Consider the following 12,856-nt stretch of genomic DNA (forward strand, 5'->3'; position numbering starts at 1 on the left):
TTTTTACCGTGGACCCTTTTGCGTCCTGTTCAGAATGGATGTTGCCTACATGAGTCTTGCTGTTGCCGTTCAGATGGATCCGATGGAGTCTGTTTCCATCGATGGGGACACCACGTTTGCCCTAGCGGAGTGCGCCCAGTCCCGGGGGCATCGGCTGTGGCACTATCAGCCGCGTGATCTCAGCTTCCGTGATGGGGTGGTTACGGCCCGCGCACGTGCCTTGACCGTGCGCCGCGAGAGAGGGAACCACTTTACCCTGGGGCCTGCCGAGATCTTGGACTTGTCTGCGGTGGATGTGGTTCTGCTGCGTCAGGACCCGCCGTTTGACATGAGTTACATTACCAACACCCATTTACTGGAGACGATCCATCCTCGCACCTTGGTCGTCAATGATCCATTGGAGGTGCGCAATGCCCCGGAGAAACTGTTCCTGACCCGTTTTCCGGGGTTGATGCCGCCGACCCTTGTTTCTGCTGATCCGGATGCTATCCGGGCCTTCCGGGCCGAGCACCGGGACATCATTATCAAGCCGCTGTATGGCAATGGTGGTGCGGGTGTCTTTCATCTGAAACCTGATGACGAGAATCTGGGGTCACTTCTGGACATGTTCTTCCAGCAATCCCGCGAGCCTTTGATGATCCAGCGCTACCTGCCCGAGGTACGCAAGGGCGACAAGCGTATTATTCTGGTGGACGGCAAGCCTGTAGGTGCCTTGAACCGTATTCCGGCCGATGGTGATGCCCGATCCAACATGCATGCGGGAGGCAAGCCTGTTCCGGCTGAATTGACCCCGCGTGAAGAGTACATTTGTGCAACCATTGGACCAGAATTGAAATCACGGGGCCTGATTCTGGCCGGTATTGATGTGATTGGAGACTGGCTGACAGAGATCAACGTGACCAGCCCGACCGGTATCCAGGAGATTCGGCGTTTTGACGGGACAGATATCGCCTCTCTTGTCTGGGATGCCATTGAATTACGCCAGATCCGGCCTGCCTGATGTTCCGGCTGGTATTTCTTTTGACAACGTTCTGATTTTGCCTGTTTCCTGTAGGATGGGGCTGGTATGGTCCCGCTCCTTTTCAATTTGGGCAATAGCCCGTCTCTTTTACAGGAAGAATGGCGATCCCTGATGCTGTTTCTGGAAGGTATGATAGTTGGTTTCCTGATCGCAGCTCCGGTTGGACCCGTGGGGATTCTGTGCATCCGTCTGGCCTTGAATGACGGTCGCGCTGCCGCTTTTGTCGCTGGTCTTGGTGCTGCTGTGGCTGATACCTTCTATGGTGCCGTTGCTGGTTTCGGCTTGTCACTGGTTTCCGGTTTCCTGATGGAATACCGTGAGCCATTGTCTCTCGTCGGGGGGGCCGTTCTTCTGGTTCTGGGCATCAGGACATGGCGTCAGCCCCCGCCGGAGTTGCGGGCTGAGTCCGGACTTCACCCCGGTCTCTGGCGTGACTTTACAGCCACATTGTTGCTGACTCTGACAAATCCAGCCACAATTCTGGCTTTTATGGCTGTTTTTGCCTCTCTTGGTTCAGTTCGGGCCGGCGAAAGCCCAGCCCGGGCCTTTACCCTTGTGGCCGGGGTTTTTGCAGGATCTACCTTGTGGTGGTTTACGCTTTCGGCGCTGGCCGGGGCCGTCCGTCACCGCTTCAGTCCTGTATGGCTGATGCGGCTTAACCTGTGTGCCGGCGGGCTTTTGTTCCTGTCCGGTGTGGCGGCACTGCTCAGTCTTTTCTATCTTGGCTAGTCCTTGCCGTCTGTCTTTTGGCAGCCAAGCTGGCTGAGTGCTGACAGATCAGGCCATTGACTTTGCCGTTCTATCCGGAACAATGAATTCTGCGGCAGCGCGGGCCGCATGTGTGTCTTCCCACAGTACGGGAGGTTCTTCATGTCCCTGCGTCTTCAGCTTCAGGACTACCGGCTGACCACAGCGTTCATTTTGTATCACCTGCCAGACCATCCCTCTGTCCTGCAGGAGTTTGTCTGGCAGTTCTACGATGTTGCACCCCGCTACCCCGAACTCCACCGTTTCCTTCATTTCTGGGAGCGGGAGATCGAGGGGCGCCTCCATTCTGTCCGGGTTGCCGGCTGCGAGCTCATTACCCCGGGAGAATGGCGTGGTGTTGATGCGGAGTTGCAGCTGAACTGACCGCCCTCAGCTTCCTGCCAGTGCGGGGATCCCGCCGGATGTGGAGTGCTGGAAGTGCAGTGCCTCACCGGGGAAGACCAGCGGATAGGCTGCATGCGCGGCTTGTGCGGCCTCGGCAAATCCGGTCAGGATCAGCTTCAGCTTGTGCGGATAACTGCAGACGTCGCCAACGGCAAAAATTCCCTCGATATTTGTTGCCGCTGTGGTCGGATCAATACGAACTGTATTGCGGTCCATGCCCAAGCCCCACTGAGCAATCGGGCCCAGCTCGGTCGCCAGACCAAAGAACGGCAGCAACGCATCAGCTTCAAGGCTTCGTGTTTGTCCATCCATATCAACAACATCAACACGGTGGAGGACGCCGTTCTCTCCATGCAACGCTGCAAGTTGGCAGGGCACAACCAGATCAATGGTTCCAGCATCTGCCAAAGCTTGCAGCCGGGCGGCGCTTTCCGGGGCGCAGCGGAATTTGGGCCGTCTGTGGACAACGTGGACACGGGCGGCAATCTCTGACAGCGAGATAGCCCAGTCCACGGCAGAATCTCCCCCGCCGGCAATAACCACGCGCTTGTTCCGGAAGTATTCCCGCTTGGCTACGAAGTAGAAAACGGAATGCCCCTCGTACTGCTCAATCCCTTCCAAGGGCGGGCGATTAGGGCCAAAGGCCCCGGCCCCGGCGGCTATAATCACCACGGCAGCACTGATCCGTGTCCCTTTGCTTGTGGTCGCCAACCAGCGTCCGTTTTCCCCACGGATCAAGCCGGTGACTTGTTGCCCTAGATGAAAGACAGGATTGAAGGGTGCGGCCTGCTGTTGCAGGTGATCAACAAGATCCCCGGCCATGACAGACGGGAAACCCGGGATGTCATAGATAGGCTTTTCCGGGTACAGCGCTGTACACTGCCCGCCCACGGTATCCAGAACGTCCACAACATGACAGCGAATGCGGACCATACCGCACTGGAAGACGGTGAACAGACCAACAGGTCCGGCTCCTACGATCAGGGCATCTGTATGGTGTATGGTTTCGGTCATAAACAAGCCTGTCCTGGTGACATGCGGGAAAACGGGGGCGACAGAGTGAACTGTTCGTGCCCGGCAATCAAGTTGTTTGGTTCATTTGAGGGTCGGTTGGCAGGGCTGCATCTAGGAGATCGCAGGGCAGGGTCATAAGCGACAGATCTTCTGTCCACAACAGCGCGCACTGTATGTCACGCTCTGGCCAGATCCTGCGCAGGACAGCCCGGTAGGCAGCCATCTGGAACAGATAGGCCTCCGGTACGTCATGAATATGTTGTGGCGGATGATGGCCGGATTTGAAATCTACCGCTGTCACCGTATCGTGCTCGACCAGAAGGCGGTCAATCACACCGGATATACTGGTTTTCCCGATGACACCCGAAACAGGAACCTCGGCCAGGGACCCTAGGCCAAAGAGGTGTGAAAAAGTGGGTGTGTTCAGGACGCTCATAACCTTTTGCAGGATGATATCCTGCTCAGCTGGATCCAGCCCCCAGATCGGACGGGACAGGAAGGCTCTGGCCGCGTGTTCCCTGACAATCTGTTTTCGTTCCGGCAGATATTGCAGGAGGGTATGAATGATCTTGCCCCGCTGCCGGCGGTTCTCGTCTTGTGCTCTATGCAGGAGGGGAGAGGTGGCCGGTGGATCAGCGACCGGTGGCCGGGATGGCATCAGGGGGCGTGAGGGAATCGGCTCTGCAGCAGGCAGGATACGCAGCAGGGACGGAACAGCAGAAACCGTGGCCGGGGCATCGGCCCTGTGTTCCTGTGTTCGCGGGGGAACATCCTGTGGGCAGGACAATCGCAGCACGGTTGGTGTCTCAAGGGTTCCATCCGCTTCCAGGAACGGGTCCCGGACTGTTTCGGCCAGCGGGGCTAGGGCACCTTGTATCAGGTTGTACCAACTGTCTTCGGGGGATTCCCGACGGGTGTCCCAGCCGCAGATGTAAAGCCTGTCCTCAGCCCGTGTCATGGCCACGTAAAGCAGGCGACGGTATTCCCGGGCTGCGGTTGTTCGTTCTGCTGTAACCAGGGCCTCGGTCACAGGCTCGCGGAAGGCTGCGGATGGTGGCCAGAACATGGCAGGGTGTTCGTCGTTGCCTGACTCGTCCCACAGAAGAGCCGGTACCCGGGTCGGTACTTGACGGGTATCCGGCAGAAAAACAACGGGGGCCTGTAAGCCTTTGGAGCCGTGTACGGTCATGATGCGTACCGCACCCAGGCCATTGTTGTCATTTTCCTCTAGGTCGCGGCGGATATCCTGGGAGCCGGTTTCCAGCCAGTGCAGGAAGGCTTGCAGGTTAGGAGGGTGGCCGCGGTCATAGGTCAGGGCAAGGTTCAGAAATTCGTCGATCGGGTCGGCGGCGTCGGGTCCCAACCGGGCCAAAAGTCTGCTGCGACCGCCCAACGGCCCCAGAATGTGGCTGAACAGTTCGAAAGGCGGCAGAAAGTCCGCTTTCTCCATCAATCCACGCAGGGTTGCCCAGGCCGAGGCAAAGGCCGGATCCTGGTCACGGTGTTCGCGCAGGGATCGCCACAGGCTGACACCGCGTTGGCGCCCGTGGGAAACCGTGAACAACTGCTCTTCTGTCAGGCCCAGAATGGGGCCTTTCAGTACACAGGCCAGGGTCAGGTCATCTTCGGGTAACAGCAGGCTGTATCCCAGTGCGATCAGGTCCATGACCGCCATCTGTTCGCTCAGGACCATTCGGTCGACGCCCGCCACCGGGACATCCAGATCTTTCAGGCAACGGACCAGATCATCAACAAAGCCGCTGCGCCGCCGTACCAGAACCAGGATATCACCGGGGCGAACCGGTCGTCCCTGGCTCTCCAGTCTGTCGCTGCCATTGGTCATCCGCTGGATACGCCGTGCCAGCAACCGGGCCAACCGGGATGGTGCGCTCTCGCCCTGGATGCGTTCGACGGGCGGTTTCCATGGGGGAGGTTCTTCCAGGGCTGTTGCAGGGACAGGTGGCCAGATTTCCACCAATCCCCCCTGTCCGGTCCGGAACGGATGGTGGCTGACCGGTTCCCCGGTAGCGGCAACACCATCGACCGCGTGGCCTTGCCGGAAGACAGCGTCAACAGCCTGAAGAATGGCTGCTGTGGACCGGAAGGAAACATCCAAGGTTATATCCTCGAACGGATAACCAGATTGCGGGACCATGTGGGCAAAAAGGGCGCGGCTGCGGTCGAACTCATCCGGGTCCGCCCCCTGGAAAGAGTAGATGGACTGCTTGCGGTCCCCCACCGCGAAAAGGGTGCGTGTTCCCTGTGGGCGATCCCGCCCGTGTCCGTCGAAGAAGTCAGATACCAGAGCCTTGATGACAGCCCATTGGTCTGGGTTGGTGTCTTGTGCTTCATCGATCAGGACATGGTCCAGGCCGCCGTCAAGTTTGTAGAGAACCCAGGCGGCCGTATCGGTGTGCTGTAGAAGCCGGCGTGTCGTGAGAATCAGGTCATCAAAGTCCATCTTCCCCGCCCGCTCCTTGCGGATCTGGTACTCTGCGGTCATGGACCGGGCCAGTGTCAGCAAGGCCAGAGTCGCCCTGAACGTGACGGCGGCTTTCAGGCGGGTGTTGGTGCGGACAATCCGCTCTGTTTCGGCATCCAGTGTTTCTAGGATGTCCGGGTTGTTCTCCCGCACGGCTTTTGAGGGGAAACGGGACCGTGACCGTGGTTCTCCATCCGCCGTCAGGAAGGCACGGCCATAGTCCGGCCACGTTGCGCAACGTTTCGGGGTGTCAGCCGCAAGCCAATCGGTTATGCGCTCTGCTGCCTCAAGGTCAGTCTTTCCCCCCCGGGCTAGGGCTATGGCAAGGTTCTTCAGCTGCGCAACAGGTACGTGGTCATCCTGGGCGGCCTGCCTCAGAATGAGGTCCGGCGTATCGTTGATATCCAGGCCCAGGCGCTGGGCAAGACGGAAAGACACGGGCTCCATCCCCTGTGCCAGAAGCCGTGACAGCCGCCCCCGATGGGTTGCGATATCGGCCATCAGGGCATTGAAGGCATCTTCGTGGACATGGCTGGTCACAAGAGCCAGAGCGCAGTGCAGGTCAGATGTTTCGTCCTGTCGTGCCGCCAGAAGAATATGCTCGCGGGCTTCAAGCATCAGTGTGGCGGCATCACGGTCTTCCATGACTGCAAAGTGGGGTGCGATCCCTGCCTCCAAGGGAAAGCGCCGCAGAAGCGCCTGGCAGAAGGCATGGATCGTCTGGATTTTCATGCCCCCCGGCACATCCAGCATGCGGGCAAACAGACGTCGCGCCGTGTTGCAGGTTTTATGATCCGGTGCATTTCCTAGAAGGGCTGTCAGGGCGTGTTCGAGATGCTCGTCTGTTGCAATGGCCCATTCAGAAAGGGTTCGGGCCAGACGTGTGGACATTTCCGCAGCGGCTGCCCGGGTGAAGGTTAAGCACAGAATACGCTCCGGTGCACTGCCTGACAGCATCAGGTTCAGGACCCGGTCCGTCAGCACCTTTGTCTTTCCGGTTCCGGCGTTTGCCCCCACCCATGCCGAGACAGCCGGGTTGGCTGCTTTTTTCTGGGCCTCGCCGGCACGGATCCCCATGGTTTTCATGCCCCATCTCCATCGGTATCGCCGGCAGCAGCCCACTCCCTGACCCGCGCCAGGTGCAGCCAGTCTGACCAGGCCGGTGCCTTTCCGGGGTGGGGGCGTGCCTCGTAAGGCGTACCGGGGTGGGAGAAGGCATCGATCAACCCTCTCAACCCTTCCAGAGCTTGTTTGGCTAGGGTATCCGGTGACATCCCATGGCCACAGGCGTTTCGTTCCTCTCCTCCGTTGGCAGATCCCTTCAGGTGCCAATACAAGAGGGATGAGATCGTCCGTCCGGCAGGAATGCCGGGGAAACCGCCGTGATGTGCAATCAAGGCCTCCAGTGGCAGTTGGGGGGAAAAGCCGGCTGCTACTTCACGTGCAGAGGGTGGGGCCCCGGTTTTGTAATCCACGATGACAAGGCTGCCATCTTCCAACAGGTCAATCCGGTCAGCCTTGGCGGTCAGAACGAAGTCGCCCAGATCCAAGCTTCCGGATATCTCCACGAATGTTTCCCGTATCATAGTCCGCCGCCCTTGCTCCTGGATGGCAAACCAGTGTGCCAGCCGTTCAAACCGTGGCCACCAGAAGGCTTGGACGGATGGCCGGGCGATGGTATCGGCAAAAACCTTCTGCCCACTGGCCAGCAGTTCGGCTTCCGGATCAGCAGGCAGAATGTGTGGGAAGCGCTTTATGAAATCTTCCAGTGCCCTGTGCACCAAAGTTCCGTAATCAGCCGGGCCGGGCTGGGCATCCAGAGGATCAAGGGGGCGCAGCCCCAGAATATGGCGGGCATAGATGGCATAGGGGTCGCGCATCCACGTTTCGATCCGGGTTGCGGACAGGGCACGTGGTCTTGATTCGACCGGAGGGCGGGGGGCCGGGCGCCGTACGGGTATCATCTGTTCAGGGCGGTCAAACAGCTCGGCCCATTTCAGCCACGGATGCTCCGGTTCCGGAAGGGCAAGGCCGACAGCAGACAGGACTGTTTCAAGACGCAAGAGCCAGCGTGAGGGAACGGTCGGTGTGCCCTCTGCCTTCAGGGAGCGGGTCAGGACGACATGGGGGGAGCCAAGCACCGTTACCAGGTCATGTGCGGTATGCCCTACCTTCTGCTCTGGCAGGGGAAGCCCGAACGCTGTCCGCATTGGACGGCTCATCCACGGATCGGCACCGGGGCGGGGGGGCCAGACATCTTCATTCAGGCTTCCCACAATCATGACATCCGCCTGATGCAGGCGGGCTTCCATGGGGCCGAGAATATCCAGGCGGGGGTGACTGCCAAAACGGGTGCGTACGGTACGGCCGCGCATCAGGGCATCCAACAGGCCCGGGTAGGCTTGCGGGCGGATCTGTCCCAGTACAGCAGCGTGCTCTGCCAGATCGGCGGCAAAGGATGCGGCGGCCATACCGGCATCGGCATCCCACAGCCATAGGGGGCCAGGTCTGTCCGGTGTTGTGGCCAGGGCTTCGGCCATCCGCATGTGCGATTCCAGCAAGATATGCAGGGGAACATTCTGTTCGGCCATCAAGGCTGTAAAATCCGCGCAGCAGCGCTCCAGTGCATCCAGGAGAGTGGACAGGCTTTCATCCATTGCCCCGGATGCTAAGGCCGCAGCCCGGAGGCCCGCAATCCCCGGAGCTGGCCGGACACCCCGCAGCACGGTCAGCTCCAGACGCCTGACGCTATCCCGGAACACGGCGGCATCCAGTCCGGCACTGCACAGCGGGTGCTTCAGAAGGGCGAGCAGCGGAACAGGGGCAAAGCGCTGGGCGACCATGTCGGCTCCCAGCCGGAGGAACGCCCCGGGGGGGGTGACGGTCAGGGGGCGACCCGCTGAATCATCAACCGTAATGCCCCAGCGGGTCAGATCTGCTGCTACACGTCGGGCAAGGTCCCTGTCCGGCGTCACCAGGGCACAGGTACGTTCTGGTATCGACAGGGTATGGCGCATCAACAGGGCGATCGCCAGCGCCTCTTCCCGTGGGGATGGGCAGTCAAGGCGGGTTATGCCTTTTATGGCTTCTTCTGCCAGAGGTTTGATGTGGCGCCATGTGTGGGTTGTCGAGGCCGGGCGCATCAGTTCGCTGCACAGGCGCTCCCGGTCGGGGTGTGCGGTGCGTATGCTCTCTACGCAGGGCCAGTTATGCACAGCATCACGGTTCTTCCCAAGTCGGTCCAGCAAGCGCTTGAGTGCATATTGAGGATGGCTTTCGTCGATGGCTTCCCAGCTGTCTGCATCCAGGTTGCGGTCCAGTCCGGGAAGAACAACGCGTCCCTGTGGCAGGGTAGCTATGGTGGCAAGGAGGCTGGCCACGGCCGGTATGGACCCGGTAATGCCTGCGGCAAGAACAGGACCGGACGGTGGTGTTGTCTGCCAGGTGTGGGCCCGGGCCAACAAAAGGCGATTCCGATGTTCCGCAGGGTCTAGGCAGCCCATGCTGTCTAGGATGACGGGCCAATGCCGTGTCAGAATGCTCAGGAAATCGAGCGTAATTTGCCAGTGTTGGGCGTAGTCCTCTGGCACCAGCTTTTCCAAGGCATCAAAGCCCAGCCCCTCGGTTTGGACCTGGTCAAGGAGCTGTGCCAGTTCGGACGCCAAGAGGGCAGCCCGGTCCGGAGTGCAGGCTTGACCGGTTGCCGGTGCCGCCAGGATCAAACGTGTCAGCAGCAGCTGGCGATGCAGGGGAGAAATGGGGGGGCGGATGTCCATTGTGCTGTCATCTGTTGCGGACGTATCGGACAACAGGGGCAACAGTGTGATCTCATCCGGGTCGGCAACTGGCAGCAGGCGGGGGAGAAGAAGGGCTTTTCCGTTCGACTGGCGCAGAAAGGCTTCACGCAGGGTCCGCACAGCTCTGCGTGTGGGAAGTAGGAGGGTGTAGGTGGCCAGCTGCATCGGGTCACTGCCCGTTTCCTCCAGCAACCCGCGGGCCAAGGTATCTGCGAACGGAAACCGTGCGGGGATATTGAGAAGGGGTCCCCGCAGGGTCACGCCGGTATCCTGGTGCATGGGGGGTCGCGGTCAGCGCACGACCGCTGCGGCATTGTCCGTCGTTGCCGTGGCAGGGTGTTCCAGGTGTTGCAGGATCTGTTCCGTTCTTCCAATGGCTTCGGGTGTTCCGACATGGAACCAAGGGCCATCATGAACAAGACCGTGCAGGCGGTTTGTTGCCAGCAGCTTGTCAAACACCATGTTCAGCGAGAACGGGCCGGATGGCGTGTCCATGAAAGCAGCGGGACCTATCATCATGATGCCGGTGTAGACCAATGGTGCTTCGATTTCATGGTCCTGAATACGGCGCAGGACACCATGTTCGTTGCGAAAGAAATCACCTCGCCCTTCGTATCCGATGGCCTGAGGCTTGTTTTGCAGCAGAAGCAGGGCATCCATCCGGGCCGGATCCCAGTACCGGGCCAGACGGGGCAGCGTTGCCTCGCTCCCATTCAACCAGACAATGTCGGCATTCAGGATCAGGAACGGGGTATTCCCCAAGAGGGGGAGGGCATTGCGTACCCCACCACCACTGTCCAGAAGCTGATTGCTTTCGTCAGACAGAAAGATATCTGGCGCCCCTGTGCGGGTGGCTAGGTGTGCCCTCATCTGGTCCGGGTGGTGGTGGATGTTGACAACAGCTCCGGCAACACCAGTATCTGCCAAGTGGTCCAGTGTGCGGTCCAGCATCGTTTTGCCCAAGACACGGATCAATGGCTTCGGGGTATGATTGGTCAGTGGACGCATTCGTGTGCCTGTGCCAGCTGCCAAAACCATAGCCATGCGGGGAAGAATGCTCATGCCGGTATCCTTTGCCTTGTCTCATGGGGAACATGGCGATTCAGCCATGCGTTCAGGGGGCCAAGCAGCGGGTGTTGGCAGGCTTGTTCCATCAAGCGCCAGACCCGTGGCAGGTGTGGCAGGTAGACAGGCTTTCCATCCCGTTTCCACAGTCGGACAAACAGCCCGATCACCTTTGCATGGCGCTGGGCGGCCATGACAGACCACGATGCCTGGAAAGCTTCCCGGTCCAGACCGGGATTGCAGTCCAGATAGTAGTCCTGCATGGACTGAACCAGACCCGGGTCGATATCGCGCCGGGCATCTTCCATCAAGCTCATCAGGTCATAGGTCAGGGGGCCACGCACGGCTCCCTGGAAATCCAGAAGTCCGCACGCTTTCAGGCCTTGTCGGCCGGGGAGCAGCATCAGATTTTCGGCATGGTAGTCACGCAGGACAATGCGTTCAGGTACGGCACGGGCTATGGAAAACAATGAGTTCCACAGGGCATCATATTCGGCCCGTGCATCGTCTGGAACGGGTGTTGCACAATGCAGGCAGAACCAATCGGGCAGATATCCAACCTCTGTCAACAGGAACGCATCATCGTAGGTGGGCAGGAAATCCGGTGCCGGTGCCTGGTGCAGAGCGGTTTGCACATCCATTGCCAGGGAATACAAGTTGCTTTCCCGCGAGCCGGAGCCCAGCAGACGGGCATAGAGATCATCGCCGAAATCTTCCAGCAGCAGGAAGCCTTGCTCGGCATCTTCAGCCCGTATGGACGGGGTTGATAATCCCAGGCTAGCCAAGTGACGCCCGATCCTGACAAACGGACGTACATCCTCCGTGGGGGGCGGGGCGTCCATCAATACACACGTTTCCCCGGTTCCCGTGTCCCGAAGGCGATAGTACGTTCTGAACGAGGCATCCCCTGCCAGAAGGGAACATGTAGCATTCCCCCATCCGTGGGCCTTGCGGAATGCATGCATGGCCGCAAGGCGGTTCGGATCGGGACGGCGGGGGATAAGAACCTGATGTGTCATGTGCTCAACCCTGCTAGGCGAGGGGCCCACGCTACCGGACCCGAGAAGTGTGCGTGGCGTTGTCCACCGTCGCCAATAGACAGGGCAAGATGCAGCGCATGCCGTGGAAGCCAGTGGCCAAGCTTGTCGGGCCATTCAATCACACTGATTCCTCCCGCAAACGCATCTTCTATCCCCAGCTCTAGGGCATCGTCGGCTTGCTCCAGCCGGTACAGGTCAAAGTGCCAATAGCTTGCCTGTGGGGCATCATAAACCTGAAGAAGGGTAAAGGTAGGGCTTGGAACGTCTTCATCCGGGGAGTCGAGGGCAGCCCGGATCAGGGCCCTGCTGAGCGCTGTTTTCCCGGCACCGAGATCGCCTTCCAGAGCTAGGACATCGCCGGGACGGAGAATAGCGGCCAAAGCATGGCCCAGACGTACGGTGGATGCCTCGTCGGACAGGGTCAGGGATGGGAGTGCAGCGTCAGTCATTCCGGGGTTATACCCCATACAGTTGTCCTGCAACAGGGGGGAGAGTGCGGGCAGTACCAAGACAGGCTGTGCCGGGGCTATCCCCTTGGGGTACGGTGGAATGTAAAGTAGTGAGGCACGCGCCCTTCACGGTGCGCCTTGGCTTCGTAACGACTCTCCACGGCATCAGCCCAGCGGACACGCCAATCTGCTGGTCTTTCTGGACTCCAGCGGAACAGGGGATGAGCCGGGGCTACGGCAAGGGTGTGTCGTACGTAGGTTGGATCATCGGATGCAACCCGCAAAACAGCGTTGTCCTTCATAACCCGGGCGAGGAGATCCAAGTTCCACGGGTTGATGAAGCGCCGCTCTCGGTGCCGGGTTTTGGGCCAAGGATCAGGGAACAGAAGAAAGACGCGGTCTAGGCAGGCATCCGGTAGAGTCTCCAGCCATGGGCGGACGTCATCACCATAAATCCTGATGTTGCCCAGATTACGGGACTGGATATGCGACAGAAGCTTGCCGATTCCGTTCACAAATGGCTCGGCCCCGATGAACCCGACATCCTGTCTGGACTCAGCTTGGGCAGCAAGGTGCTCGCCGCCCCCAAACCCGATTTCAAGCCAGACCTCCTTGACCGGATGCCGGAACAGGGTTTGCAGGGTTGTCTGCTCCCCTGTTCCGGGCCGGGTGATTTCCAGCTCCGGGAAAAGCGTGTCCATCAGCCCCCGTTGGACAGAGCGCAGAGTTTTGCCATGACGGCGACCATAAAAGCGACGGCGCTTGCAATCACGCATGTGCTTTTTGTTCTCGGTGTCCCCGGGGTGCATAATGGTAACGCTTTTCTGCATCAAATC

The 12,856-nt window shown here is 59.7% G+C and carries 10 protein-coding genes; 3 read left to right on the top strand and 7 right to left on the bottom strand.

The features are described 5' to 3' along the window. The first annotated feature begins 49 nt into the window (after positions 1-49). The 3 genes from gshB to AY555_RS04130 all read left to right on the top strand — a co-directional run bounded on the left by gshB (position 50) and on the right by AY555_RS04130 (position 2,152). Positions 50-1,000, top strand: coding sequence for a glutathione synthase (gene gshB, locus AY555_RS04120; protein ID WP_066133819.1), 951 nt, complete (start codon positions 50-52; stop codon positions 998-1,000). Between the two features lie 66 nt (positions 1,001-1,066). Further along, the gene (locus AY555_RS04125; RefSeq protein WP_322099095.1) at positions 1,067-1,750 is read left to right on the top strand and encodes a LysE family translocator; all 684 of its coding nucleotides are present in this window, start codon (positions 1,067-1,069) and stop codon (positions 1,748-1,750) included. A 141-nt stretch (positions 1,751-1,891) separates the two neighbouring features. Next, positions 1,892-2,152, top strand: a complete 261-nt coding sequence (locus tag AY555_RS04130; protein WP_082811850.1) for an usg protein — start codon at positions 1,892-1,894, stop codon at positions 2,150-2,152. A 6-nt stretch (positions 2,153-2,158) separates the two neighbouring features. Here AY555_RS04130 and AY555_RS04135 read toward each other — a convergent pair whose 3' ends face one another. The 7 genes from AY555_RS04135 to trmB all read right to left on the bottom strand — a co-directional run bounded on the left by AY555_RS04135 (position 2,159) and on the right by trmB (position 12,850). Then, on the bottom strand, positions 2,159-3,187 hold the full coding sequence (locus tag AY555_RS04135) for an NAD(P)/FAD-dependent oxidoreductase (RefSeq protein WP_066133827.1): 1,029 nt from the start codon (positions 3,185-3,187) through the stop codon (positions 2,159-2,161). A gap of 67 nt (positions 3,188-3,254) precedes the next feature. Continuing rightward, positions 3,255-6,755: a double-strand break repair helicase AddA gene (addA, locus tag AY555_RS04140; RefSeq protein ID WP_066133830.1), complete on the bottom strand. Its 3,501-nt coding sequence runs from the start codon at positions 6,753-6,755 to the stop codon at positions 3,255-3,257. After that, positions 6,752-9,727: a double-strand break repair protein AddB gene (gene addB, locus AY555_RS04145; RefSeq protein WP_245176954.1), complete on the bottom strand. Its 2,976-nt coding sequence runs from the start codon at positions 9,725-9,727 to the stop codon at positions 6,752-6,754. The genes addA and addB overlap by 4 nt, the downstream gene beginning before the upstream one ends. 30 nt (positions 9,728-9,757) lie before the next feature. Then, positions 9,758-10,528, bottom strand: coding sequence for a nucleotidyltransferase family protein (locus AY555_RS04150; protein ID WP_066133835.1), 771 nt, complete (start codon positions 10,526-10,528; stop codon positions 9,758-9,760). Beyond that, positions 10,525-11,550 carry an aminoglycoside phosphotransferase family protein gene (locus tag AY555_RS04155; protein WP_066133838.1) on the bottom strand — a complete coding sequence of 342 codons (1,026 nt, stop codon included), beginning with the start codon at positions 11,548-11,550 and terminating at the stop codon, positions 10,525-10,527. Before AY555_RS04155 ends, AY555_RS04150 begins: the two co-directional genes overlap by 4 nt. After that, entirely contained in the window at positions 11,547-12,020 is a 474-nt protein-coding gene (gene tsaE / locus AY555_RS04160; protein ID WP_066136528.1) for a tRNA (adenosine(37)-N6)-threonylcarbamoyltransferase complex ATPase subunit type 1 TsaE, read from the bottom strand. Before tsaE ends, AY555_RS04155 begins: the two co-directional genes overlap by 4 nt. A 77-nt stretch (positions 12,021-12,097) precedes the next feature. Next, entirely contained in the window at positions 12,098-12,850 is a 753-nt protein-coding gene (gene trmB, locus AY555_RS04165) for a tRNA (guanine(46)-N(7))-methyltransferase TrmB (protein ID WP_245176955.1), read from the bottom strand. Between the last annotated feature and the right edge of the window lie 6 nt (positions 12,851-12,856).

The organism is Haematospirillum jordaniae, from assembly GCF_001611975.1.
GTDB classification, from domain to species: Bacteria; Pseudomonadota; Alphaproteobacteria; order Rhodospirillales; family Rhodospirillaceae; genus Haematospirillum; species Haematospirillum jordaniae.

Excerpts from the sequence above, each read along its gene's own strand:
- gshB (WP_066133819.1), top strand. The coding sequence starts at position 50 with ATGAGTCTTGCTGTTGCCGTTCAGATGGATCCGATGGAGTCTGTTTCC.
- AY555_RS04125 (WP_322099095.1), top strand. The coding sequence starts at position 1,067 with ATGGTCCCGCTCCTTTTCAATTTGGGCAATAGCCCGTCTCTTTTACAG.
- AY555_RS04150 (WP_066133835.1), bottom strand. The coding sequence starts at position 10,528 with ATGAGCATTCTTCCCCGCATGGCTATGGTTTTGGCAGCTGGCACAGGC.
- tsaE (WP_066136528.1), bottom strand. The coding sequence starts at position 12,020 with ATGACTGACGCTGCACTCCCATCCCTGACCCTGTCCGACGAGGCATCC.
- AY555_RS04135 (WP_066133827.1), bottom strand. The coding sequence starts at position 3,187 with ATGACCGAAACCATACACCATACAGATGCCCTGATCGTAGGAGCCGGA.
- AY555_RS04155 (WP_066133838.1), bottom strand. The coding sequence starts at position 11,550 with ATGACACATCAGGTTCTTATCCCCCGCCGTCCCGATCCGAACCGCCTT.
- addA (WP_066133830.1), bottom strand. The coding sequence starts at position 6,755 with ATGAAAACCATGGGGATCCGTGCCGGCGAGGCCCAGAAAAAAGCAGCC.
- trmB (WP_245176955.1), bottom strand. The coding sequence starts at position 12,850 with ATGCAGAAAAGCGTTACCATTATGCACCCCGGGGACACCGAGAACAAA.
- AY555_RS04130 (WP_082811850.1), top strand. The coding sequence starts at position 1,892 with ATGTCCCTGCGTCTTCAGCTTCAGGACTACCGGCTGACCACAGCGTTC.